General features: G+C 53.9%; 20 protein-coding genes and 1 tRNA gene. 17 read left to right on the top strand and 4 right to left on the bottom strand.

The features are described 5' to 3' along the window. The first annotated feature begins 75 nt into the window (after positions 1-75). The 9 genes from FC43_RS08895 (at position 76) to FC43_RS08855 (ending at position 11,013) form a co-directional block, all read left to right on the top strand. Positions 76-1,215 (top strand): exonuclease SbcCD subunit D, encoded by a 1,140-nt coding sequence (locus tag FC43_RS08895; protein WP_056955402.1) that lies wholly within the window; start codon positions 76-78, stop codon positions 1,213-1,215. Then, a complete protein-coding gene (locus FC43_RS08890; RefSeq protein WP_056955401.1) occupies positions 1,196-4,294 on the top strand; it encodes an AAA family ATPase in 3,099 nt (1,032 codons plus the stop codon). Before FC43_RS08895 ends, FC43_RS08890 begins: the two co-directional genes overlap by 20 nt. Positions 4,295-4,600: 306 nt before the next feature. Next, a complete protein-coding gene (gene serS, locus FC43_RS08885) occupies positions 4,601-5,902 on the top strand; it encodes a serine--tRNA ligase (RefSeq protein ID WP_019206343.1) in 1,302 nt (433 codons plus the stop codon). A 232-nt stretch (positions 5,903-6,134) separates the two neighbouring features. After that, the gene (locus tag FC43_RS08880) at positions 6,135-7,286 is read left to right on the top strand and encodes an MDR family MFS transporter (RefSeq protein ID WP_235807609.1); all 1,152 of its coding nucleotides are present in this window, start codon (positions 6,135-6,137) and stop codon (positions 7,284-7,286) included. A 51-nt stretch (positions 7,287-7,337) separates the two neighbouring features. Further along, a tRNA-Glu gene (locus FC43_RS08875) sits at positions 7,338-7,410 on the top strand. Positions 7,411-7,532: 122 nt separating this feature from the next. Next, complete coding sequence (locus FC43_RS08870; protein ID WP_056955399.1) at positions 7,533-8,174, top strand: ABC transporter ATP-binding protein; 642 nt, start codon at positions 7,533-7,535, stop codon at positions 8,172-8,174. Further along, a complete protein-coding gene (locus FC43_RS08865) occupies positions 8,164-8,934 on the top strand; it encodes an ABC transporter permease (protein ID WP_056955398.1) in 771 nt (256 codons plus the stop codon). The genes FC43_RS08870 and FC43_RS08865 overlap by 11 nt, the downstream gene beginning before the upstream one ends. Before the next feature lie 133 nt (positions 8,935-9,067). After that, the gene (gene gltX / locus FC43_RS08860; RefSeq protein ID WP_056955397.1) at positions 9,068-10,576 is read left to right on the top strand and encodes a glutamate--tRNA ligase; all 1,509 of its coding nucleotides are present in this window, start codon (positions 9,068-9,070) and stop codon (positions 10,574-10,576) included. A 131-nt stretch (positions 10,577-10,707) separates the two neighbouring features. Beyond that, on the top strand, positions 10,708-11,013 hold the full coding sequence (locus tag FC43_RS08855; protein ID WP_056955396.1) for a hypothetical protein: 306 nt from the start codon (positions 10,708-10,710) through the stop codon (positions 11,011-11,013). Positions 11,014-11,087: 74 nt separating this feature from the next. Here the strand turns inward: FC43_RS08855 and FC43_RS08850 are convergent, their stop codons facing one another. The 3 genes from FC43_RS08850 to ybaK all read right to left on the bottom strand — a co-directional run bounded on the left by FC43_RS08850 (position 11,088) and on the right by ybaK (position 13,814). Then, a complete protein-coding gene (locus tag FC43_RS08850; protein WP_056955395.1) occupies positions 11,088-12,524 on the bottom strand; it encodes a C69 family dipeptidase in 1,437 nt (478 codons plus the stop codon). Between the two features lie 61 nt (positions 12,525-12,585). Continuing rightward, the gene (locus FC43_RS08845; protein ID WP_056955394.1) at positions 12,586-13,314 is read right to left on the bottom strand and encodes a hypothetical protein; all 729 of its coding nucleotides are present in this window, start codon (positions 13,312-13,314) and stop codon (positions 12,586-12,588) included. Next, entirely contained in the window at positions 13,314-13,814 is a 501-nt protein-coding gene (gene ybaK, locus FC43_RS08840) for a Cys-tRNA(Pro) deacylase (RefSeq protein WP_056955393.1), read from the bottom strand. The genes FC43_RS08845 and ybaK overlap by 1 nt, the downstream gene beginning before the upstream one ends. Positions 13,815-13,972: 158 nt before the next feature. Between ybaK and FC43_RS08835 the strand changes: the two genes are divergently transcribed. The 7 genes from FC43_RS08835 to FC43_RS08805 all read left to right on the top strand — a co-directional run bounded on the left by FC43_RS08835 (position 13,973) and on the right by FC43_RS08805 (position 20,535). Beyond that, entirely contained in the window at positions 13,973-14,701 is a 729-nt protein-coding gene (locus tag FC43_RS08835; protein ID WP_019206353.1) for a GntR family transcriptional regulator, read from the top strand. 2 nt (positions 14,702-14,703) lie between these two features. After that, entirely contained in the window at positions 14,704-15,501 is a 798-nt protein-coding gene (locus FC43_RS08830) for a Cof-type HAD-IIB family hydrolase (protein ID WP_056955392.1), read from the top strand. A 252-nt stretch (positions 15,502-15,753) separates the two neighbouring features. Further along, positions 15,754-17,427, top strand: a complete 1,674-nt coding sequence (gene alsS / locus FC43_RS08825) for an acetolactate synthase AlsS (protein ID WP_019206355.1) — start codon at positions 15,754-15,756, stop codon at positions 17,425-17,427. 27 nt (positions 17,428-17,454) lie between these two features. Continuing rightward, positions 17,455-18,165 carry an acetolactate decarboxylase gene (gene budA, locus FC43_RS08820; protein WP_019206356.1) on the top strand — a complete coding sequence of 237 codons (711 nt, stop codon included), beginning with the start codon at positions 17,455-17,457 and terminating at the stop codon, positions 18,163-18,165. Between the two features lie 92 nt (positions 18,166-18,257). Continuing rightward, positions 18,258-18,434 carry a hypothetical protein gene (locus FC43_RS08815; RefSeq protein WP_155818317.1) on the top strand — a complete coding sequence of 59 codons (177 nt, stop codon included), beginning with the start codon at positions 18,258-18,260 and terminating at the stop codon, positions 18,432-18,434. 109 nt (positions 18,435-18,543) lie between these two features. Continuing rightward, positions 18,544-19,467: a DMT family transporter gene (locus tag FC43_RS08810; protein ID WP_019206358.1), complete on the top strand. Its 924-nt coding sequence runs from the start codon at positions 18,544-18,546 to the stop codon at positions 19,465-19,467. 135 nt (positions 19,468-19,602) lie between these two features. Next, the gene (locus FC43_RS08805; RefSeq protein ID WP_019206359.1) at positions 19,603-20,535 is read left to right on the top strand and encodes a DMT family transporter; all 933 of its coding nucleotides are present in this window, start codon (positions 19,603-19,605) and stop codon (positions 20,533-20,535) included. Between the two features lie 62 nt (positions 20,536-20,597). On the opposite strand, the gene FC43_RS08800 is transcribed toward FC43_RS08805, so the two are convergent. After that, positions 20,598-21,953 (bottom strand): MFS transporter, encoded by a 1,356-nt coding sequence (locus tag FC43_RS08800; RefSeq protein WP_019206360.1) that lies wholly within the window; start codon positions 21,951-21,953, stop codon positions 20,598-20,600. Positions 21,954-22,357: 404 nt separating this feature from the next. Between FC43_RS08800 and ptsP the strand changes: the two genes are divergently transcribed. Next, positions 22,358-24,079 (top strand): phosphoenolpyruvate--protein phosphotransferase, encoded by a 1,722-nt coding sequence (gene ptsP / locus FC43_RS08795; protein ID WP_019206361.1) that lies wholly within the window; start codon positions 22,358-22,360, stop codon positions 24,077-24,079. Positions 24,080-24,162 lie beyond the last annotated feature (83 nt).

The following is a 24,162-nucleotide window of genomic DNA, read 5'->3' as shown; positions in this document are numbered from 1 at the left end:
TCACGAACAAATCAGAACACCTGTGTGGTATAATAAAGCGGACAAACCAGCTTCAAAAAGAAAGGACGGATACCGATGCGCTTTTTACACACGGCTGATTGGCACCTCGGGAAAAAATTAAACGGCTTTGATTTAGCCGCCGACCAGTGGGCCATGTTTAAACAAATTGAGAGCGTGGCGTTGACCGAACAAGTCGACGCCCTCGTGCTGGCTGGCGATTTGTTTGACCGGGCGGTCCCGAGTGAAGCGACGGTCGATCAGTTGAAGAAAATGTTGGCCCAGCTGAATTTAGTTGATCGCTTCCCGATTTTGGCGATCAGTGGCAATCATGATTCGGCGCCCCGCTTGGGGATGGCCAGCGCGTGGTACCGAGCGCACGGTTTGTATTTGGTGACCGAATTTGCCCAGGCCTTTGAGCCAATTGTGATTGGCGACACCCAATTTTTCTTGTTGCCCTACTTTACCTTGCAAGCGGCGCGCAATTACTTTGCCGATGAGCAGCTTCGCGATTTAAATCAGGTGATGGCCAAAGTGGTAGCGACGATGCAGGCCCAGTTTGCCCCAGACAAGCACCATGTCTTGGTTGCCCACTTCTTTGCGGCGGGCAGCCAACGAACGCCCGCTTCGGAAACCATGATTGAAGTAGGAGGCCTGGCGGCGGTTGACGTCGCCTTATTGGCCCCGTTTGACTACGTGGCGTTGGGCCACTTGCATAATCCCCAGGCCCTCAAGACCAAGCGGGTGAAATACAGTGGTTCGCCCCTGAAACTGTCAGCCAGTGAAGCGACGATGACCAAGGGGGTCCGCGTGGTTGATCTCGCGGCGGACCGGGTGGCTTGGCAGCCGTTGTCCCAACACCCGGACCTGGTGAAAGTGACGGGGAGCTTCGCTGAATTAACGGCGCCCGAGCAAGTCGCGGCGATTGACCGGGAAAATTATTATTTACTGACGCTGACCGATCAAAACGAAATTCCCGATGTCATGGCCAAGTTGCGCGAATTTTATCCCCGCATCCTCAGTTTGCATTTTACCCGGCAGTTGAACCAACCGGCGGTGCAAACCATGCACAACCTTACGGAAAAGTCACCACTGGAGCAACTAGCCGCGTTTTATGAACAGACAACCGGTCAGCCGTTGACTGCCCGCCAACAAAAGTGGGCGGCAGAAGGGTTAGCAAAGATTAAGGGGGAAGACGATGCGACCACTCAAGCTTGAATTAACTAACTTTGGCCCGTACCCACACAGTGTAATTGACTTTCGTCAGTTTGATGAGGCCCCGCTCTTTTTGGTCACCGGGCCGACGGGGAGCGGTAAGACCACCATTTTTGACGCGATGGTCTATGCTCTCTTTAATGAAACAACGAACAACCAAGACCGGAATGCCGCGGCCTTACGGGCTGATTTTGCCCCCGCCGATGCCGCCACGGTTGTGCAATTCACCTTTGAACATGCGGACGTGGTCTACACCCTTACCCGGGCGCCAAAGCAGAAATTGAAAAATAAGCAGGGGCGCCTTGTGGAACGCGTGGCCAAGGTTAGCTTAACTTACGAACGGGCGGGTGAAAGCCAAACGTTGACCCGGATCAGTACGGTTGACAAATTTATTGTCGATTTGCTGCACCTGACCAAAGAACAATTTAAACAATTGGTGCTCTTGCCGCAGGGGCAATTTCGGCAGGTCCTGGCTTCTTCAAGTACGGAGAAAGAGGCTTTATTAGAAGAATTATTTGCAACTGGTTTATACCAGCAATGGGCCCAAGTGTTAAAGGAACAATTGGCTCACCAAGAGGCCGCGCTGAAAACCCAAAACCAGAAATTAGCCTTGCTCAAGCAGGCCGTTCCACAAATCGATGCGACCTTGCCCACCCCAACTTGGCAGGCCCAAGCTCAGCGTCAGGTGACCGCCCAAACCACGGCCTTGGCTGATATTTCCCGGGAAATTGCAGCGGCGCAAACGGCCGTCCAAACGGCCAGTGCGCAGTTGCAACAGGCTCAAAGCGTCCAAGCCGACCAAGCGGCCTTAGCCAAGTTAACCGCGGCGGCCACCCAACTCACTGCCCAAGAGCCCCACATTCAGCACCGGCAGCGGCAGTTACACGCGTTGCAATGGTACCAAAGACAACAAACCACCTATTTAAAGTGGCAAACGGCCCAACAGGATCTGGCGGCGGCCCGAGCTGCCCGTCAAACTGCCCAGACCGCCCGAGCAGAAGCGGTTCGGGCGCAACAAACTGCTGAGCAAGCAGGGCAGACTTTGGCGGCCCAAGCACCAACGATCGAACAACAGCAAGCCCAGCGCCTGACCTTGATCAGCCAGTTGCCGGAATTTGAGGCCCGGGCCCGCTTGCAAGCGCAAGTGGCAACTCAACAACGGCAGGTTGAGCAGCTGACGGCCCAAGTCGCGGAGTTAACGACGCAGCGTGACCAGCAGCAAGCCCAGCAAGCCCAGCTGACGGCGGCCGTAGCGCGCGCGGACGCAATCAATGCGCAGGCCGTCGCGGTGGAGCGCCAGACCAACGAGCTCCAACAAACCACCGCGGCCCTAACCCGGGTACAAGAGCAACAAAACACGCTGACGGCGGCGGAAGCTAAACTGCAAACGGCCCGCCAAACGGCCCAACAAACGGCGGCAGCGCTAGCGACGGCGCAAGCCACGTTGAAAACCCAAAAGGATGCCTACGCGCGGGCCGCGATTCGCCGCTTGGCGGCTGATCTGCAGCCGGGGACACCATGTCCGGTTTGTGGCAGTCGCGACCACCCACACCCGGCGCCGGCGGTCGCCGGTGGGGAGGAGGTAACCGCTGAAATGGTCGAAGCCGCCGAAACGGCGGTCACGGCCGCAATCCAAGCCGCCAGTCGGGCCGCTAGCCAGGTGAGCCAACAGGAACAGCAAGTCGAAGCTGATCGTGACCAATTAAACCAGCAGTTGACGGCCTTGGCCCAGCAATTGGGGGTCGCCGCTGAGTTGCCAACCGTGGCGGCAGCCGTGGCTAAGGCGCAGGCTACGCTTACCCAGACCCGGGCGACGTTGGAGCAAGAGCAAGTTGCCGTGGCCCAAGCTAAGCAGGACTTGCAGGCGCTGAGCGCACCGCTGGAACAAACCACCACGAACCTGGCCACCCAGACCGATCACTTGCGCGCAGCGCGGGAAACTTTGGCGGCGCAACAGGCGCAGTTGCAAGCGCAAACGGCCCGGTTAGGGGAGCGCACGTTAGCCGAAGTGCAGGCGGAAATTGAACAGTTGACCACGCGGCTGCAAACCTACCACCAAGCGGTCACGCAGAACCAAGCGGCGCTCACGCAGGCCAAGCAGGACCAAGCCGTAGCCCAAACCCAGCTGGCGGCGGCTGATAAGCAAGTCACGGCCGCTCAGGCGGTCAGTGAACAGACTCAGGCCGCCTTACAAACGGCCTTGGCTGCCTTTGATCCGCAGTTGACCTGGGATTTCTGGGCCCAGGCCCAAGCTGATTTAAGCCAGCAGGCCACTTGGCAAGCCGAAGTGGACGCCTACCGACAACAGCAAGCCGCCAATGCTGCCCAGCAAAAGCAGCTGCAAGCGCGCTTAGCCCAGGCGAAGGACACCGTGGCAGTTGCAACGGCCAAAGCAGCGCTAAAGGCGGCCGAAGTCACCCTTGCGGACCGTCAGGCGGCCAAGGGGCAACAAACTGAGCAATTGGCGCAGCTGCAAGCCACCCTCAAGAAAGTGGCGACTGTAGTCAAGGCCCAAGCGGCGCAACTTGAGGAACAAACGGAATTGAATACGTTGGTGCAAGTAGTTACTGGCAACAGCACCACCAAACTCAGTCTGCCCCGCTACGTCTTACAGACCTACTTTAGCCAGGTCTTGACGGTTGCCAACCAATATTTGCTGAAGCTGTCGGAGCAACGGTACAGCTTTAAATTGGATGAACAGGTTGGCAAGGGCCGGGGGCAGAAATGGTCAGGGTTGGAAATCAATGTACACGATAATCAGGTGGGGCAAGACCGCAGTGCGCGGACCCTGTCGGGCGGCGAAAGTTTCCTTGCCTCACTATCGTTGGCCCTGGGCTTGTGCGAAGAAATTCAGCGCCAAGCGGGCGGGGTCCAGATTGACGCCCTCTTTATTGATGAAGGTTTCGGTTCGTTGGATCAAAATGCCTTGCAGACGGCCTTAAACGCCCTCTTGGAGATTCAGGGCCACCGGATGATTGGGGTGATCAGTCATGTGACGGAAATGAAGGAACAAATTCCTGATCAATTGGTCGTCCACAGTCATGATGGCCGGAGCACGGTCAGCTACCGGCACGCTGATTAGCGAAAAATCTGGGGAAAAAGATTGCAGTAGCGCCTTAAATCAACTACAATAACTGTCAGAAAATGAAACACGCAACGGGCTTTAAGTAGGTGGGCAGAGAGCTCCCGGTTGGTGAAAGGGAGATGCCGAAACTCCGGCCCGGTAAAAGTGGGCGGGTAATGCCGCACGGACAATGGCCGTTATCCATTTTGAGGGTGCTTAATTAAGCAAACTTGGGTGGTACCGCGGAAATGGAGTCATTTCGTCCCAATGATGGATGGAATGGCTCCTTTTTTAGTTGCTAACGAAGGTAGAGGAGGAAATACTATGCTGGATTTAAAGAAGATTCGTCGCGAACCGGACTGGTTTAAAGAAAAGTTAGCCACCCGGGGAGTCAAGCCGGAAGCTATTGATGAAGTTTTAACCTTGGATGCCAAGCGGCGGGAACTCTTACAGGAAACGGAAGCTTTGAAGGCCCAACGCAACGAAGCGTCCAAAAAGATCGGGGAAGCCAAGCGCAACCACGAATCGGCCGACGAAGCGATTGCGGCAATGCAAAAGATCGGGGGGCAAATCAAGGCCTTAGATGAACAAGTGGCCCAAAACGATGAAGTCTTATTTGACAAGCTGGCCCACTTGCCAAACGTGCCCCACGAAGGGGTTCCGGTCAGCCTGACCGAAGATGGCGCCAAAGAAATGCGTAAGGTTGGCGAAATTCGCCACTTCGACTTTGAACCGAAGCACCACTGGGATATCGGGGAAAACCTGGGGATCCTCGACTTTGACCGGGCGGCGAAGGTTTCTGGCGCTCGCTTTGTCTACTACGTCGGCTTAGGGGCCCAATTGGAACGGGCGGTTTACAACTTCATGTTGGATGAACACATGAAGGAAGGCTACACGGAAATGCTGCCACCATACATCGTGAATGCCCACGCGATGTACGGGACGGGGCAATTCCCGAAGTTCAAAGAAGATGTTTACCAAGTCAACGGCGAAGACATGACCTTGATTCCAACGGCCGAAGTCCCGCTGACCAACTACTTTGGCAATGAAGTGATCCCAGCCGAAAAGCTGCCGGTTTACGTCACGGCCTTGACGCCAAGTTTCCGTTCTGAAGCTGGTTCGGCAGGTCGCGACACCCGGGGCTTGATCCGGATGCACCAATTCAATAAGGTCGAAATGGTGAAGTACACCAAGGCAGACCAATCTTGGGACGAATTGGAAAAGATGACGGCCAACGCCGAAAACATCCTGCAAAAGTTGGGGCTGCCATACCACGTGATTACCCTGACGACGGGGGACATGAGCTTTACGGCGTCAGAAACGCACGACTTGGAACTGTGGATGCCAGCCCAAGGCAAGTACCGGGAAGTTTCTTCCTGCTCGAACTGCCTGGACTTTCAAGCCCGGCGGCTGCACATGCAATACCGCGATGAAAACGGTAAGTTACAATACGTCCACACCTTAAACGGATCGGGCTTAGCAGTCGGCCGGACGGTAGCGGCCATTTTGGAAAACTACCAAAACGCCGATGGTTCGGTCACGATTCCGGAAGTCTTGGTTCCATACTTCCACGGGATTACCAAGATCACCAAGGAAAACGCGGTGCCATTTAACCGCCAAAAATAAGCAGTAAACGACTAACAAGACTTTCTTCTTTGCGGGAGAAAGTCTTGTTTGGTTTTGAACTAAGTCCCCGCTGAAAGGGGAAGTCTGCTAAAATAAAGCCAACAGCAAAGAGGGGGCGAGAGGCGTGGTGCCAGACGATCATCAGCCGCAGGTTGTTACCAGCTGCGGCGGCCAAAGTCATTAAGTCCGAACGGGGAATCACCAACGAACTTTACCTGAAAGGACGAAAATGATGAAAACAATGAAATTAAAGTGGCTCTTTTTGGCGAGTCTGCTCAATAATACTGGTTCCGCCCTGCTGTGGCCGTTGATTACCGTCTACGTCCATGACTACCTGCACGAATCAATGACGGTCGCCGGGATCGTGATGTTTTTTATTTCGATGGCGATGATGGCCGGCAACTACTGTGGGGGTTGGCTGTTTGACCATTGGCGGCCGTACCAAGCGGCGGTCCTAACGGTGCTGGTTGCCACCTTGGCCACGATCTTATTAATCTTTTTCCACGGCTGGCCGACCTTTGCCCTCTTGTTATGCTTAGTCAGCTTTGCCGATGGCTCCAGTCTAACGATTATCAACGCTTACGGGACGGCAGTCACTTCGCGGTCCACCCGCTACGTCTTTAATGCTTTATATATGGCGATGAACGTCGGGGTGGTCTTGGGGACGTTGTTAGTGGGGGTGCTCTTGCCAATCAGCCCGACCTTGACCTTTACGGTGACCGCGGGGGCCTACCTGGTCTTTGCGGTAGTGGTGGCCCTGGCCTTTCGGGTGCCGGTCACCAAAGCGCAAGCGCCCCAAAGTCAAGCTGGTCAGCGCAGCAGCCAAGCCGGGATTCACCTGGTCTACGCCCTGTGTCTGTGTCTATTGACGGTTTACTTGAGTTATTCTTTGTGGGAGACGGTCATGGCGGTGCGGATTACCGACGCCGGCCTGCCCTTTGTGGCGTACAGCTCCCTGTGGACGATCAATGGGGTGATTATTGTCGTCGGTCAGCCCCTGGTGCCGCTGTTAGCTAAGGTGATGAAGCTGCGCACCCAGATTGAACTGGGGATTTTCGTGTTTGCGGCCTCGTTTTTACTATTAACCTTTGCCCACAGCTTTGCCATGTTTGTGGTGGCCTTAGTGATTTTGACCTTGGGGGAGATGACGGGGCTGCCAGCCGTGCCGGCCTATATCGACCAGCTGACTGATCCGAGTGAAACCGGGAAGTACCAAGGCTTGCCGAATATTGCGATGTCGATTGGCCGGGCAATTGGCCCCTTTTACGGCGGTTTGATCGTCGACCGCTTGAACTATGAAACCCTCTTTGTGTCAGCCTTTGGCATGATTTTGGTCACCCTCTTGTACGTGGCAGCCTACGCGCGGCAGAAATTTGTTAAATAAATGGTTGCCAAGCCTAGTGACCCATGGTAAGATATTTCTTGCTCAGCTGATGACCCGTTGGTCAAGTTGGTTAAGACACCAGCCTTTCACGCTGGTAACATGGGTTCGAATCCCGTACGGGTCACTAATTTGCCTCACCTTTTGTGGTGGGGCTTTTTTGTTGCTTAAAGAGCACCAAAATTGCCAGTTGACTGGCAGTAAAGTAAAATGATTCTAATTTAGCAAAACTGATGAGGGGGCGACGAGTTGATTATTGAAGCTAAAGATCTTGACTACCAAGTTGATGGCCGCCAAATTCTCCACCAGCTTAATCTGGGGGTGACCAAGGGCGATTACTTAACAATCGCGGGGCCGTCGGGGAGCGGAAAGAGTACCTTTTTAAAGTTGCTGGCGGGCTTTTTAACGCCTAGTGCCGGGACGATTGAATTTCAGGGACGGGCGCAGGAAAGTTACCCGATTCCGGCCTATCGCCAGCAGGTGTCTTACTGCATCCAACAACCACTCTTGTTTGGCCGAACCGTGCAGGATAACTTGGCCTTTCCGTACGCGATTACCAATCAACCGGTCGATACGGCGCGGATCAATCACTTGCTGAAAGCGGTGGATTTACCGCCCCGCTACGTGGAAAAGGGGATTACCGAATTATCCGGTGGGGAGCGCCAGCGGGTGGCCTTGGTGCGCAACCTCTTATTGGAACCGGCGGTCTTGTTGCTCGATGAGGTCACGACCGGCTTGGATGAAGCTTCTAAGCAAATTGTCTTGCACCTTTTGGAGACGGAACACCAACGGGGCAAGACTCTGATCAAGGTGACCCACGACGCGGAAGAAATTGAAGCGGCCGGTCACTTGTTACACATGAAAGGAGGTCAATTAATCAATGAGCAGTAATTTAACGGTGTCCAACCTCTCCTTGGTGATTGCCGCCTTGGGGATGGTGCTGGCGATCGGGATCAGTACGAAGGAAAAACTGGGCTTGCACAAGGATATCCTTTACTCCGTCGCACGGGCAATTGTCCAGTTGACGGTGGTGGGTTACGTCTTGAAGGGCGTCTTTCACGTGGCCAACCTCTGGCTGACCTTAGCTTTGTCCTTAATCATTATTTTGAACGCTTCGTGGAATTCCTACCAACGGAATGGCAAGCAAAAGCGGGGCTTTTGGTATTCGTTTTTAGCGATCTTTTGCAGCACGACCTTTACGATTGGCCTGTTGGTCTTGTCGGGGTCGATCAAACCGATCGCCCAGCAGCTGGTACCGATTACCGGGATGGTGGCCTCCAATTCGATGGTCGCGATCGGCTTGGCTTTCCGGGCGATGCGGACCCAATACCAGCAACAAGAACAACAGGTTAACGAAATGTTGGCCTTAGGAGCAACGGCTGCGCAGGCCTCGAAAGGAATTTTACGCGAAAGCATCAAGACGGCAATGCAACCAACGATTGATTCGGCCAAGACGGTCGGCTTAGTCGCCTTACCGGGGATGATGTCGGGGTTGATCTTTGCCGGGGTCGACCCGGTTTATGCGATCAAGTACCAGATTATGGTTGTCTTTATGCTCTTATCGGCGACGAGCCTGGGTTCGGTTATTGCCATTTACCTGTCTTACCGGAGCTATTTTACGGAGCGGTTGCAACTGAAAGTGCCCCGCTAATTGGTTCGGAAAGGGAATCTTTTTATTTCCCGGGTAATTGTGTGGTAAAATGGAAAACGAATTTTAAAACGAGTGGGCGAATTCGGCCACTCGTTTTGCTTACAAGTAAACTTAAAGAGAGGATCTTTTTGGAATGGATAATAAGGTACGCGTACGGTATGCGCCAAGTCCAACGGGCTTCTTGCACATCGGGAATGCACAATCAGCACTGTTTAACTACCTCTTTGCCCGGCACTTTAACGGGACGATGGTCTTGCGGATCGAAGACACGGACTTGGCCCGCAACGTCGACAACGGGGAACAATCCCAGATTGAAAACCTGCACTGGTTAGGGATTGACTGGGATGAAGGTCCCGACAAGCCCAACGCCAAGTACGCACCGTACCACCAAACGGAACGCAACGACGCCGGCATTTACCAAAAGTACATCCAAGAATTGCTCGACAAGGGCTTAGCCTACAAGGACTACGCCACCGAAGAAGAACTCAAGGAAATGCGGGAACAACAAAAGGCCAACGGGGAACCACCGCACTACGACGGTCGGTGGTACAATGCGTCTGAAGAAGACATCAAGGCCGCCGAAGCCAAGGGGATCAAGCCAACCGTGCGGATCCACCTGCCAGAAAACCACGTTTACGAATGGGACGACTGGGCGCTGGGCCACATCGAATTTAACTCCGACAACATCGGGGGCGACTTTGTGATCCAAAAGTCCAACGGGTTGCCAACTTACAACTTTGCCGTGGTGATTGATGACCACCTGATGGAAATCACGGACGTGATCCGGGGGGCCGACCACATTTCTAATACGCCAAAGCAAATGGCGATCTACGAAGCCTTGGGCTTTGACCACCCGCACTTCTGCCACATTTCACTGATCTTCAACCCGGCCACGGGCAAGAAGCTTTCCAAGCGGGACGCCAACACCCTGCAATTCATCAGCCAATACCACCGGCATGGTTACCTGAGTGAAGCGATCTTTAACTTTATCGCCTTCTTGGGTTGGTCACCAGTGGGGGAACAAGAAATCTTCTCCAAGGATGAACTGATCAAGGCTTACGACCCGAAGCGGATGTCTTCTTCGCCGGCGTACTTTGACCAACGCAAGCTGGACTGGATCAACGCCCAATACATCAAGAAGATGGACGTTGAAGAACTGGCTGACCGGACCATGACCTTGGTCCACGAAAATGATTCTGATCAAGCCAAGCGGGTAGCCGACCTGAATCTGGACGATGCGGCCCTCAAGGCCTTGCTGGTTAAGGTAATCAAGATTCACCAACGGGACGTTACCAAGCTGATCGAAGTCTTAGATCACGCTTGGTTCTACGCAACCGTCCTGGATCAAGACCTGTCCTACGAAGACTTTGGCAAGTTGGACGCAGCTGAAACCAAGCAAGTGCTGTTGGCCATTAAGGACGGCGTGGCGGCCTTTGACGGCCAACCAAGCGCGGCTGATTACAGTGCTTTGATCAAGCAAGTCGGCAAGGACACCGGCGTCAAGGGACGGAGCCTCTACTTCCCATTGAACATTACCTTTACCGGGAAGAGTTCGGCCCCAGAAATCAACGAAATCATGGCTGTTTACTCAACCACGACCAACTTAACCCTCTTGGACCGGGCCTTAGCTGCCTTGAACTAGGGGAAATACAAAAGGTTTGTCAATTTTTTTGGCAAACCTTTTTTGGTACCTCAAATTAATCCCGTGATTGGAAGAAGTTAGCGGGATCACTGCTAAAAGGCAAGTTTGCGGCGCGCCGGGAAGTCGGACGCTTGAAACAAAAGTTGACCGCCACCCTGCCGGGCTCGGCCCCATTGCGGGGCCAGCGCCCGGTTTCCCCAACGGTCTTGGCGGCTGCTCAAGCCCAGGCCCTGGCCGAACGGGAAGGCTATAGCTTGGCTGGCGACCGGGTAGTGGATCGACAGGGGCGCCCCGTCTTGGGGTGGCTGGTCCAAAACGGGGTCGCGTATGATGAGCATGGCTATTTGGTTGTGCTGTCGGCCGCTGTGGGTCCAATGAGAAAGGGCCCCTACCGCCTGTGGGCGTGGCTAAAACATTATTGGTTGGGTATTAGTTAACCTGATGGCACGAAAAAATCCCGGGCCGCTTGGCAAAAGCGGAGCCGGGATTTAGCTTTAGTTGGGGACAAAAATTATAAGTTAACGTCCATCTTAAAGGTCAGCTTGGACAGGCCAATCCCATCACTGATCAGCTTGGCTATCAGCTTCTTGGTGTCTTTTTCGACCCGATCCAACATTACGGTTTGGGCCTGATTTAAGACCGCACTGGCGGCGGCCGGGTCCAAGTCCTTGGTTTGCGCGGCGGTTTGGGCTACCCAGGTGTGGAAGAACTGGCGCAGGGCCTTGAGGTAGTCCAGGTCAGCCTGGGCAAATTCAGCGTGATGCGCTTCGACCAGCATGGCTAAGCGCTTAAAGAGCCAGTAGAAGCTCGGGTCGTCCAAGTCCAATTCTGCCGGGGTGTTGCGCAAGCGGGCGTCGGCTTGATCGGCGTTGCCAAAGAGCGGCAAGTACGGCGTAAAGGTTGGCGCGCCCCCCAGGGCCATCCACATAATCGTTTGGGCGGCTTCTGGCAAGTCCGGCTTGATTTGCAGGACGTGGGAGTTTTGGGTCCGGTTCAAAGAAATCGGCCGGAAGCGCCGCTTGTCTTCCTCGTTGCCGTGGCCCAGCGGATCATAGGGCGTGTTTTGGTAGTGGCTGCCTAAGTAGGCTTGCACTTCTTCTAAGCTGATTAAGTGGTCACACTTCATGACAAAGGGCAAATCGAGATCCATCGGGTCAAACTTCAATTCCGGATTGAAGAGCTTGTGCCCGTACCATTGCCGCGGGGTGTTGTAGTGTTGATCAAAGACGTCAGCGGTCCCGAAAATCCGGCGGAAGTTCCACCCGTCCGGATCGGGGTTCAAGTGGTGTTGGGCCACAAAGTCTTGAATCCCCGCGGACCACATAAAGTTATCGGGATCGCCAAAGTCAACTTCTTGGATGGCGACCCGGTTCCCCGTCAAGGCGTAGCAATCATCCGGGATCCGTTGGGCGACCCAGTGGTGCCCGGTGACGATTTCCATGTACCAGACTTCATCGCGGTCGGCAAAGATGACCCCATTCCCTTCCGCAGAACCATACTTGGCAACTTGTTGGCCGAGGTATTCGACCCCGTGGCGTGCCGAGTCAATAAAGGGGAGGGTTAAGGCCACGATCACGTCTTCGTTGATCCCACTTTCCGTGTTCAGGGGGTCAAAGGCCAAGACGCGTTCGTTGGCGTAAACGCTTTCCGTGGCGCTCATCGCTACGTTTTTTTCGTTAAAGCCATTTTCGTCGTAGACCCCTTCTTTTTTCAAATCAACGTTGGGCACCCCTTGGTAGCGGTAGCCATCCGCCGGCCGGTCGCCCACGAAGTGATTCAAGTAGGATTTGACTTGGTTGGGGTGGTTGTGATAAGCCGGGTAGACGACGTATCGTTGGGGAGTCAGGGGCAAAAAAGTATCATCATTGCGCCCGGCCATGACCGAGCCATCAATGGAAGCCTTTTTGCCGACTAAGATGGTCGTACAAGATGAGTGGCGAGTTTGCATAACTATGCTTCCTTTCGTAAATCAAAGAATACGTTTATTGTAGGCGTTTGCCCAGGGGGCGTCAACGTAAGGCGTGGCGCAAACAACGGAGGGCAAAGTAGACGAGCAGGTTAACCGCACCGGCAAAGACGAAGGTTCGGTACCAAGGTTGCAACAAGGTCCACAGCTGGGCCGCAAGCGTTGTGGGATCACTAAAGAGGGCGAGGACGCCACTAAAAATGACCACACAGCCAGCTAAAGCCACTAGCCCCGTCCGGGCGTTGGTGAGATCGGCTGGCGAGACGTCAAAGCCGCCGATGGCAATGTTGATCATTAACAACAACCATACCACGACCCGGCCCAGGGGATCACTGGCCCCGCTGGTCAGGTCGCCCAAGAGGGTGGCGTAGCTTACCGGCACTAACCATTTGGTGGTCAAAAGCATCACGATCGGGCAGATCAAGACGGGCGCTAAGCCGATAAAGACGTTGCCGGCTTGCTGGTAAAGGCTGTGGGGGTTCCAAGCGTGGTTGACATAGCCGAGACTTTGGTCGGTCGGATCTTGCCGGTCAGGGATGCGCAGCAGGGCAACCTTGGTAATCCGGTGGCCGAACAAGACGGCGACCAGTAAGTGGCTGAGCTCATGGAGGATGATCCCCAGGCCGCCGCCCAGAATTTGGGCCCAAAAGCCCCCCAACTGCACACTAAGCAGTTTATTTTGGTGGCTGATGACCACCACTAATGCGCCGAGCAGCCCGGGCAGTCCCAACGCCAAGCCGGTGAAAATGGCCATGGTTTGTAAGTAAGTCATTATTTTTGTTGGAGGTCCGCGAAGGTGGCATCTACCAACTGCGCTAAATCGGTGGCACTAACCTCAACGGACCGACCGATTTGCCCGGAGGAGACGAAGATCGTCGCTTCAGCTTGGGCGGCCTGGTCAATGTAGATCGGGTAGTGGTGTTTTTCGTAGATCCCGACCGGGGTATTGGCGCCGTGGACGTAGCCGGTGGTCTTGACCAACTTCTTGAGGGGGACCATCTCGACTTTTTTATTGCCCGACACCCGAGCTAGGGCTTTTTCATCCAGGTAGGTATCGATCGGGACCACGCCGACCACGGGACCAGTCGTCGGGCCTTCTAAGACCAGGGTCTTGTAGATACGGTGTTCATCAATGCCGAGGTGATCGACCTTCATGCTGCGGACGTCGCCATCTTGGACGGTCGGGAATTCAATTTGGCGGTAGGGAATCTTATGTTTATCCAGGATTTGTTCGACCTGGGTCTTTTTCAGCCGGGCTTTTTTCTTTGCCATGAAATTGGCCTCCTTTTTGTGCAGATTTTTCAGTACTGGAACGGTCCAATCTTTAGAAAACGCGTATCCAGTTGGCAAATTTTTGCTATACTAGTAATGTTAAACGCAAAGCGCGGGAAAGTGAACCGTAATCAAAGAAAGCTGAGGACTAAATTGGAATGGCAGATCTAGTGTACCGCTCGGTAATGCGCGACATCAAAGAAAAAATCTTACAAGACGCTTATCCGGGGATGCGATTACCGGATGAACGGAGCCTGTCAGAAAATTACCACGTCAGTCGGAGTTCGATTAAGCGGGCCTTGGATGTCTTGGTCCAACAAGGGATCATCTTCAAAAAGCGGGGGGCCGGGACCTTTATCAACCCCTTGTACTTAAAGAACCGGGCGATGTTTCGCTATGAAGGCAGCAACCTGGGGATTACTGACAGTTTTCAACTCGATGGCAAAAAGCAAAGCATTAAGCTGATCAACTACCAAGTCATTCCGGCCAGCGCCGAATTGGCCCAGGACCTCTTTTTGAGTCCGGATGATTTTGTGTACAAGATTGAACGCTTGCGGTTGATCGACGACCAACCCTTTATGATTGAAACGGGCTTTATTCCGATTAAAATCATCCCGACCCTCTCACCGGCCGTGGCGGAAAAGTCGATTTTCAACTACTTGGAAGAAGCCAAGGGGAAAACGGTCACCCGCTCCTTTATGACCCTGACCGTGGAACCATCGAGTGCCAACGATCAAAAGGAATTGAACCTCACCCCAACGGAGCCGGTCGGGGTGATGGAAGGGGTCTTTTTCCTCGACGATGGGACCCCCTTTGAAGTATCGTATATGCGAGTACATTATCAATACATGCGCTATAATACCTTCGTCAGTCTCGGAAAGGAATAGTTATGATCAAAGCGATTGCGACCGATATGGACGGGACCTTTTTAAACTCCCAAAGCACCTACGATCAAGCCCGCTTTTTGACCGTTTACGCGGAATTAAAGCGGCGGGGAATTGCCTTTATTGTCGCTAGTGGCAATCCGGTCTACCAGCTCCAAAAGACCTTTGCGCCGGTCAAAGATGAATTGGTGTACGTTGCCGAAAACGGCGTTGAGTTAGTTGAAGGCGGCCAAGACGTCCTCGTGGGGCAGATTGCGCCGGCAGCCGTGACGGGGATCGTGGCCGAAATTGCCCTCATTAAGGGGAGCCGCATTATCCTGTCGGGGCGGCACCAGGCCTATGCGCTGGGCAAATTGCCGGCGGCCTTTCGGACAATTGCCGAGCGGCACTACCCGGGGGTCAAGGAAGTGGCCAGTTTGGCCGAAGTGGTCGACCCGATCGTCAAAATCATGCTGGACGTGCCCGGGGAGTTGACCCAGCCACTAATGGACCAGATCAACCATGATTACGCCGGAGAACTGACGGCGGTTTCCAGTGGCTATGGCAATTTGGACCTGATTGTGGCCGGGATGGATAAAGCCGCGGGCTTGAAACACTACTTAGCCCACCACCAGCTTGAGCCGGCCGAATTAATGGCCTTTGGGGACGGGCAAAACGACCTGACGATGTTGCAATTGGCTGGCGAAAGCTACGCGATGGCCAACGGAATTGATGCCGTCAAGCAAGCTGCCAAATACCAAACCCGGTCCAATGATGAAAACGGGGTCTTGGTGGCGATTGAAAAGATGTTGGCTCAAAACTAAAACAATGGGCGTCGGTGCTGAGGGCACGGGCGCTTTTTTTGCGCGGTGCTTCACTAAAAGTCAATCATTTGTGAAATTTTTGCGACCACAACGGCACCGGATTTGTTTTCACAACCTTCTTGGAAAACGTTTATCAAAATGTGATGAACTAAGCAAAATGGTCAGAACTAGCTTTGTGAATTACAATAGGCATCGTTAAAATCACTGGATCTTTTCACAAACTGAAAGGTCCACAGAGAGAAGGAATTGATGATGACACAACCACGATTTGGGGCGGACGCGATTGTCGCCAGTCTAAAGCAACACGGGGTGGATAAGGTATTCGGGATTCCGGGGGCCAAGATTGACCGCTTGTTTGAAAAATTAGAGCATGAACCCGGGGCACCGGAACTGATTGTTACCCGGCACGAGCAAAATGCGGCCTTCATGGCCCAAGCCTATGCACGCTTGACCGATAAGACTGGGGTCGTAGTAGCGACTTCAGGTCCAGGAGTCGGGAATCTTGCCACGGGGTTAATGACGGCCCAAGCTGAAGGGGATGCTGTTTTAGCGATCGGCGGCCAAGTGCAACGCAAGGATTTGCAACGCCAAACCCACCAAAGTACCCCTTCGGTCCAATTAATGGCGCCAATCACTAATTACAGTGCTGAAATTCAGGATCCGGCCAACATTGAAGAAACCTTGGCCAACGCTTTTGCGGCCAGTCAGGGGGCCAAGCATGGGGCAGCCTTTGTCAGTGTGCCGCAAGACATTGATGATGCGCCATTGACCGATGCGGGCTTGCCAGTTTACCAACCAGCGCAAGCGGGACCAGCTCCTTTGGCGGCAATCAAGGCGGTGGCCAAACGAATCAAGGCCGCTCAGTTCCCGGTTTTACTAGTCGGCCTTCGGGGATCGGCCCCGAAAGAAGCCGCGGCGTTGCACGCGCTGTTGGCGCAAACGGGGTTGCCGGTCGTGGAAACCTTCCAAGCAGCGGGAGTCGTGACGCGGGAACTGGCTCCGACGTCTTACTTTGGGCGGATTGGCCTGTTCCGCAATCAAGTCGGGGACCGGCTTTTGCGGCAAAGCGATTTAGTCGTTACGATTGGTTACGACGCAATTGAATATGAACCCCGGAACTGGAATGCGGCCAAGAATGCCACGATCGTAAATCTGGATACGATTCCGGCCCAAATTGATAACTACTTTGCACCGGTTGCCCAATTAATTGGGGAGATTGCGCAAACCTTAACCTTGTTAACCAGTGAGTTGCCGGATTTTGTTTACCCAGCCGCGGCCAAGGCGCAGTTGGTAGCGTTAAAGGCGGAATTAGAAGCGGACCAAGCTGCAGTGGCGCCAACGAATCAGGCGGTCAGTCACCCCTTGGCGGTGGTGCAAGCCTTGCAAAAGCAAGTCAGTGATGACATGATTGTGTCGGTGGACGTGGGGAGCCACTACATCTGGATGGCCCGGCATTTCCGTAGCTATCAAGCCCGTCATCTGCTCTTTAGTAACGGGATGCAGACCTTAGGAGTGGCCTTACCATGGGCAATGGTGGCGGCAATGCTGCATCCCGAACAAAAGGCGGTGGCCGTGTGTGGTGACGGCGGTTTCTTATACTCTGGCGCCGAATTGACGACGGCGGTGCAACACCAGCTCAATCTGGTCACGATTGTGTGGAATGACGGTGGTAACTACGATATGGTGCGCTTCCAAGAGGAGTTGAAGTATGGGCAAGCTGCCGGAACCAAGTTTGGGGATTTAGACATCGTGAAGTTTGCTGAAAGCACCGGAGCAACGGGCCTGCGAGTCCAAAGTCCGGATCAATTAGATGCCGTTTTGGCCCAAGCCTTTGCGACTGACGGTCCGGTCGTGGTGGATGTACCGGTGGATTATAGTGGTAATCAAGCCCTGGCCCAACAATTGATTGATTCGCAACTGGGTTAGTCCAGTTAATAGAAAGAAGGCACTTAAATGACAACGTTGTATGAACACGGCACGCTGGCGGCTTTAATGGCCGGTAATTTAGCGGGGACACTCTCCTTAAAAGAACTCTTGACCCACGGTTCCACGGGGTTAGGGACCTTTGATGGGGTTGATGGTGAAGTGGTGATCTTAGACGGAGAAGTCTACCAGGCTGACGCAACTGGTCGCGTCAACCATGTGACGGATCCGAACGTGATGCTCCCCTTTGCTTCGGTTCATTTCCCGGGAAATGATCAGCAGGCAGTGACGGTGACCGCGACGTCAAAAGCGGCATTGCAAACGGCATTAACCACTAAGTACCAATTGGCAAACGTGTTTGCCTACGTCCGGGTGAGTGGTGAGTTTGACCACGTTAAGGTGCGGATCGCTCCCAAGCAAACGCAGCCGTACCCGAGCCTGCTGGAAGTTGCCAAGCACCAACCCGTCTTTGAACAAACTCACGTTAGCGGGACCTTGTTGGGGTATTATGCCCCAGATATTTTTGGGACGGTGACGGCAGCTGGCTGGCATTTGCACTTTATTAGTGATGACCGACAGTTTGCGGGGCACGTCTTAGAATTTACCGGTGGGGAATTAACCGGTGAATTGGAAATTTTTGATAGCTTAGAACAGCATTTGCCGATTCACGATCAAGCCTTCCGGCAGGGGAAGGTGGACTTAGCCAGCTTAAAAGCTGGAATTCACGCGGCGGAAGGCTAGCCGCGCGTTTTTTGCCGCGGACCTTGCATTTTGCTCAGGGGGGCGATAATGATCGCGTCACCTTGGTTGAACTAGAAAGGAAGCGCAAGGAAATGTTGCGGTTAATGTTAGTTGGCAATTGGCTGGTCTTGATTGGCATCATTAGTTTAGGGGGCTACTGCTTGCGACGGTTGCGCCATCGGCCCGCCACCAGTTGGGGCTGGTTTGGGCTGATCGTCTTGCTTGGCGGCGTGGCCAGCTGGTTGGTTGGCAACCCTTATTTCGGTTAATCAGCATTGGCGGGGCAGAATGCGGCTTCGCTTTTTAGTTTCTCTTTCTTTCCGCTCTGGACTAAGTTAAAGTAAGAAGGTTTGAAAGCGTTTAGGGGGAGAGTTCATAATGAGCAAGCAAGCACGAGGAATTTGGTTGGCCGCGGGTGGGGCCGCGTTATGGGGCGCGTCGGGGGCGGCGGCCCAGTATTTATTTGAACAAACGCCGGTTACCACCGCCTGGCTGGTCGCCGTCCGGCTCCTGGTAGCCGGGGGGATTTTGACGGCGGTCAGCTGGCACCGCAACCCGACCCACTTAAGGGAATTGACCCGCTACCGGTGGGCCTGGTGGCACCTCTTGGGGTACAGCGTGTTGGGGACCCTATTTTCCCAGTTGGCCTACTTTTTGGCGGTCAAAGCCAGCAATGCCGCGACCGCCACGGTCCTGCAATATCTCCAACCGGTCTTGATTATCATCTGGGTGGCCCTAGCCAGTCGCAAGTGGCCGCGGCGGATTGACAATTTTTCGGTGCTGTTGGCCTTGCTCGGGACCTTTTTATTGATTACCGATGGGCACCCGGGCTCATTGACCCTCACGCCCTTAGCGCTGTTTTGGGGGCTGTTGTGCGCGGTCGCCGCGGCTTTGTGTACCCTCTTGCCGGTCCGGCTTCTGCAACACTTTGACACCCTGGCGGTCTCGGGCTTGGCAATGTTGGTCGGCGGGATTTTGATGCTGCCGGAATTATTTTTGACGCCCTGGCCCCACCTGACCTGGTTTGCCTGGCTGATGGTGGCCTACGTGGTCATTTTTGGGACCCTGCTGGCCTATACGATGGTCTTGGCCAGTTTAAATTACATTTCGCCCACCGCGACGGGGATTTTGGGCGCCTTTGAACCACTGCTGGCGACCGTTTTGGCGGTTGGCCTGCTCGGCACCCGCTTGACGCCGGCGATGGTGGTCGGTTCGCTGTTGATTTTAGCGACGACCTTCCTCCAAGCTCTGCCGGTGGATTTAAACCCCTTTGGGCGCTTGCGGACCAAGCACCATCATTAACAGTTTGCCGGTGCGCCACTGCCCTTTCCCGTGGCGCGCCGGTCTTTTTTGCCAAAATTTAAAATTGGTGGTTGCAAGCCACCAGGACGTGCGTTAGAGTAGTGACAACTTTGCGAGAGTAAGAGGAAACTGGTAATGACAAAACGCACGCGGGGGCTGTTGCTAGCGGGAGTCGGGGCTTCATTTTGGGGTGGCTCGGGCGCGGCAGCCCAATACTTATTTCATGACACCCCGATGACGACCACCTGGCTGGTGGCGGTCCGCTTGCTGGGCGCGGGCCTGGTTTTGACGCTAGTCAGTTGGTTGAAAAATCCGGGCGCCGTCAAGGGCTTGGTGACCCAGCGTTGGGCCCGGTGGCAATTGATCGCCTTTGCTTTGTTTGGGACCCTCAATTCCCAATTGACTTATTTTTTAGCGGTCCGGTATAGTAACGCTCCCACGGCAACGGTGATCCAATATCTCCAGCCGGTCATCATCATCGCGTGGGTCGCGCTCAGTACCCGGAAGTGGCCGCGCCGGATTGATAACCTGTCGGTGGCCTTGGCGGTCTTGGGCACTTTTTTGCTGGTGACGGGCGGGCACCTGGGGACGTTGACCCTCACGCCCTTGGCCCTGTTTTGGGGCTTGTGGTGTGCCTTGGCCGCGGCGCTGTACACTTTGTTGCCGGTGAAGTTGCTCCAACACTTTGATACCTTTGCCGTCTGTGGACTGGCGATGTTGCTAGGTGGACTGGTTATGTTGCCGGAATTGTTGTTACGGCCGGTCCCGCACTTGAGCGGGGGTGATTGGCTGTTGGTCGCCTACGTCATTTTCTTTGGGACGATGGCGGCGTACACGATGTTTTTAGGCAGTTTGAACTTCATCAATCCCACGGCTGCGGGGATCTTAGGGGCGTTTGAACCCTTGATTGCGACGGTCTTGGCAGTGACGTTGCTGGGGACCCACCTGTCTTCGGCGATGGTGGTCGGCTCGCTGTTGATCTTAGCGACAACCTTCTTGCAGGCTATTCCAATTAAACGTAACCCCTTCATTAAGTTTAAGCACCACAAGCGGGTGGTGAAATCTTAACCAAAACGGGCCGCCCCAATCGGAGCGGCCCGTTTCAGGTTCATTAATTATTTGCCTGGACGTTACTTGGTTTGGTTAACTTGATCTTCCATCTTCATGATGGCCCGTTCCTTAAAGACGAGGTAAACCAGTAAGAGGAAGGCGACCCCGGCGGCAATGTAGATCACCGTCGATGAAGCGCCCCAGCCGAACTTGTCGACCAGCATCCCGATCAAGGCTGTAGCCATCGTTTCCCCAAAGACGTACTGGAAGAAGCCCATAAACCCGGTCGACATGCCGACCGCGTAGTTTGGCACGGCTTCATTGACCATCAACCCGACCAAAGACAGCGGGGCGTAGATCAAACTCCCCATGATAAAGAGAACGACCGTGATCAAGGCCTTGCTGGTGCTGGTAAAGTAGGTTACCAAGCACAAAATCATCGCAATCACGCACAGGAAGCAGACAAAGGACCGCCGCCCCTTCAACAGGTCGGAGACCAAGCCTAAGATGATGACCCCTGGTACGGCGGACAATTCAAAGATCCCGACCAGCCACTTGGCCCATTCGACCGAGAAGCCCTTGGTTGGCAAGTAGGAAGGGATCCAAGACATGACCCCGTAGCGAACAATGTAAATGGACATTGAAGTCAAGGTGACGGCCCAGACGACCTTGTTGGTTAAGATATCGTGGAAAAGAATGTCGGCAAAGGACTTGTCGGACAGTTCTTGGGCGGTTGATTCGCCCTTTTCGTTTAATTCAACGTGACCGGAGTATTCCGCCATGTTCGGCAGCCCTTCACTTTCGGGCCGTTCGGAATTGATCAGCAACATCAGAGTGGCGATAATGGCCGAAATCACGGAAGCGGTGATAAAGACCATCGTCAAGGAACCGGAGAACAAGAGGGTGGCTAACTGGATGCAGGCCACGCAGGCAAAGGCCCCGGCGTTGTGGGCAGAGGCCCACACGGCAAAGACGACCCCGCGGTGCTTTTTGGAGAACCAGAGGCTGATTTCCCGCTGGCAAGCCGGCGCTCCCATCGCTTGGGTAAAGGAAATAAAGAGCATTAAGAATAAGATGACGTAGAAGTTCTTGGTAAAGCCCAAAAAGGCGTTAAAGATACAGGAGAGGTAGAGCCCAAAGGCCAAGAAATTCTTGGTGTTGGACTTATCCACCCAACCGCCCATAAAGAGCTTGGCGATCCCGTAGCCGACCCCAAAACAGGAAAGAATCAGCCCGATTTGCCCCACGGAGAAGCCGTATTCCTTCATAATCGGCTTTTGTTCGGTGGTAAAGATCAAACGAATGATGTAGTAGGCCAGATAAGAGATACAAGTGGCAATCAAGACCCCGGTTTGCTTGCGTTTGTAGACCCCTTCGACTTTGTCGGCGGGAACAGGTACTTTCGCATCGGGGGACGGCTTTAAGAAATTAAACATACTGACACGCGTCCTTTCTGCACAAAAAACTGGAATAAATGCTCCTCCGTGCTTTATTTCGCATCAAAATTGGCTAACCGTTGAATAAATTGCATAATTGGAAATAAATTGGGAATAAATAAAAAGTTTAACGATTATAACCTTTTAAAAACGAAATTAAACCCGGAGTTTTTAATACATGGCTATCCTAAAATATTATGTAAGCGCTGTCAACAGAATTTAAAAATTTTATTGGACCGGTCAAATTCTGAGAAAAGTTGGTTTTTGCTTAATGTTGGGCCGTCCACTTTTATGTGAAAAACCAGAATTATTTGAAACCGGTTCAAAAAAGGTGGCAATTTTGCTGGAAGCGTTTTATAATGGTCAATGTTAAACGTTTGCCAAGACGAGGAGGAAATTACCAGATGTCAACGGATGTAAAAGGAATTGCGGCTAGTGACGGCTTTGGGATTGCACCAGCGTACCTGCTGGTCGATCCAGATCTGACCTACGAAACGACGCAGGTCGAAGATACCGCGGCGGAATACGCCCGGGTGGAAGCGGCCTTTCAAGCTTCCATCGATGAATTAAGCAAGATCAAGGAAAACGCCAAGGGTCGCTTGGGCGACGAAGAATTGGAAGTCTTTGATGCCCACATTGCCATCTTGTCCGACCCGGAAATGATGGGGCAAATTAAGACGGATATTGAAGAAAACCACACCGGGGCCGAAGCAGCGGTCGACAAGGTAATGACCGGCTTTGCCGACATGTTGGCTGCGATGGTCGACAACCAATACATGCAAGAACGGGCGGCCGACGTCAAGGACGTGGCCAAGCGGGCCTTAGCCCACCTGTTAGGCAAGCAATTGCCAGACATTGCCGGCATTGACCACCCGGTGGTAATTGTGGCTAAGGAAATCACCCCATCCGATACCTCCCAGATGGATGCCCAGTTCGTCAAGGGGATTGTTACGGACCTCGGCGGGCGGACCAGCCACGCTGCCATTATGTCCCGGACCTTGCGGATTCCAGCCGTGGTGGGTTCAGAATCAATCACGACGACGGCCCAAAATGGGCAAATGATCGTTGTCGACGGGCTGAACGGGGATGTGATCGTGGACGCGGATGACGCCACGGTTAAGGAATACGAACAAAAGGCCGCCGATTTTGAAAAGCAACGGGCCCAATGGGCGAAGTTAGTCGACGCCCCATCCGTTTCCAAGGACGGCAAGGAATTTGAAATTGCGGCCAACATCGGGACGCCGGATGACGTGGCCGACGCGGTCAAGCAAGGGGCCGATGGGGTCGGCCTCTTCCGCTCCGAATTCCTGTACATGGGCAGTGACCACTTGCCAAGTGAAGACGAACAATTTGAAGCCTACAAAAAGGCCGTCGTTGGGATGAACGGCAAGCCAGTGGTCGTCCGGACCTTAGACATCGGGGGTGACAAGCCGCTGGATTACTTGCCACTGCCGGAAGAATTAAATCCGTTCTTGGGTTACCGGGCCATCCGGATCTGCTTGGAACGGCCAGACATCTTCAAGCCCCAACTGCGGGCCTTGATTCGGGCCTCAGAATTTGGCCCACTGGGGATCATGTTCCCAATGATCGGGACGGTGGCGGAACTGCGGGCCGCCAAGGCGATCTACAACGAATGCTTGACGGAACTGCAAGCCAGCCACCCGGGGATCGGCAAGAACGTCCAACTCGGGATGATGATCGAAGTACCGCTGGCGGCCGTTAATGCCGACAACCTGGCCAAGGAAGTCGACTTCTTCAGTATTGGGACCAACGACTTGATCCAATACAACTTTGCCGCCGACCGGGGCAACGATAAGGTTTCTTACCTTTACCAACCACTGAACCCAGCCTTCTTGAGCCTGATCAAGCACGTGATCGACTCAGCCCACCGCCACGGGGCCAAGGCCGCTATGTGTGGTGAAATGGCCGGCGACAAGTACGCTTTGCCACTGCTGATGGGGATGGGCTTAGACGAATACTCCATGAGTGCGACGTCGATTTTGCGGACCCGGAGCACGATGAAGGACTTGGATACGGCCGAATGTGCTAAGCTGGTCGACAAAGCGATCAACGAATGTGCCACGGTCGAAGAGGTCAAGGCCTTGGTAGAAAAGGAATTAGGCTAACAACTGCTTAGTGAAGTGCGCAGTTTCACAGCTTAAATTTGCGCGGGGGCAACTCTGACCAGCGCAGCAATCAATCACACACA

The sequence above is a fragment of the Limosilactobacillus ingluviei DSM 15946 genome (assembly GCF_001435775.1).
Lineage (GTDB): Bacteria > Bacillota > Bacilli > Lactobacillales > Lactobacillaceae > Limosilactobacillus > Limosilactobacillus ingluviei.
The sequence above is the reverse complement of the archived record's forward strand: the minus strand, read 5'-3'. Positions and strand labels throughout refer to the sequence as shown.

What these genes read in the sequence shown, in the direction of transcription:
- FC43_RS08815 (WP_155818317.1), top strand. Translation starts at nt 18,258, where the DNA reads ATGTTGCGGTTAATGTTAGTTGGCAATTGGCTGGTCTTGATTGGCATC.
- alsS (WP_019206355.1), top strand. Translation starts at nt 15,754, where the DNA reads ATGACACAACCACGATTTGGGGCGGACGCGATTGTCGCCAGTCTAAAG.
- FC43_RS08865 (WP_056955398.1), top strand. Translation starts at nt 8,164, where the DNA reads ATGAGCAGTAATTTAACGGTGTCCAACCTCTCCTTGGTGATTGCCGCC.
- gltX (WP_056955397.1), top strand. Translation starts at nt 9,068, where the DNA reads ATGGATAATAAGGTACGCGTACGGTATGCGCCAAGTCCAACGGGCTTC.
- serS (WP_019206343.1), top strand. Translation starts at nt 4,601, where the DNA reads ATGCTGGATTTAAAGAAGATTCGTCGCGAACCGGACTGGTTTAAAGAA.
- FC43_RS08810 (WP_019206358.1), top strand. Translation starts at nt 18,544, where the DNA reads ATGAGCAAGCAAGCACGAGGAATTTGGTTGGCCGCGGGTGGGGCCGCG.
- FC43_RS08800 (WP_019206360.1), bottom strand. Translation starts at nt 21,953, where the DNA reads ATGTTTAATTTCTTAAAGCCGTCCCCCGATGCGAAAGTACCTGTTCCC.
- FC43_RS08835 (WP_019206353.1), top strand. Translation starts at nt 13,973, where the DNA reads ATGGCAGATCTAGTGTACCGCTCGGTAATGCGCGACATCAAAGAAAAA.
- FC43_RS08830 (WP_056955392.1), top strand. Translation starts at nt 14,704, where the DNA reads ATGATCAAAGCGATTGCGACCGATATGGACGGGACCTTTTTAAACTCC.
- FC43_RS08895 (WP_056955402.1), top strand. Translation starts at nt 76, where the DNA reads ATGCGCTTTTTACACACGGCTGATTGGCACCTCGGGAAAAAATTAAAC.
- FC43_RS08850 (WP_056955395.1), bottom strand. Translation starts at nt 12,524, where the DNA reads ATGCAAACTCGCCACTCATCTTGTACGACCATCTTAGTCGGCAAAAAG.
- ybaK (WP_056955393.1), bottom strand. Translation starts at nt 13,814, where the DNA reads ATGGCAAAGAAAAAAGCCCGGCTGAAAAAGACCCAGGTCGAACAAATC.
- FC43_RS08890 (WP_056955401.1), top strand. Translation starts at nt 1,196, where the DNA reads ATGCGACCACTCAAGCTTGAATTAACTAACTTTGGCCCGTACCCACAC.
- FC43_RS08805 (WP_019206359.1), top strand. Translation starts at nt 19,603, where the DNA reads ATGACAAAACGCACGCGGGGGCTGTTGCTAGCGGGAGTCGGGGCTTCA.
- FC43_RS08845 (WP_056955394.1), bottom strand. Translation starts at nt 13,314, where the DNA reads ATGACTTACTTACAAACCATGGCCATTTTCACCGGCTTGGCGTTGGGA.
- FC43_RS08880 (WP_235807609.1), top strand. Translation starts at nt 6,135, where the DNA reads ATGAAAACAATGAAATTAAAGTGGCTCTTTTTGGCGAGTCTGCTCAAT.
- ptsP (WP_019206361.1), top strand. Translation starts at nt 22,358, where the DNA reads ATGTCAACGGATGTAAAAGGAATTGCGGCTAGTGACGGCTTTGGGATT.
- budA (WP_019206356.1), top strand. Translation starts at nt 17,455, where the DNA reads ATGACAACGTTGTATGAACACGGCACGCTGGCGGCTTTAATGGCCGGT.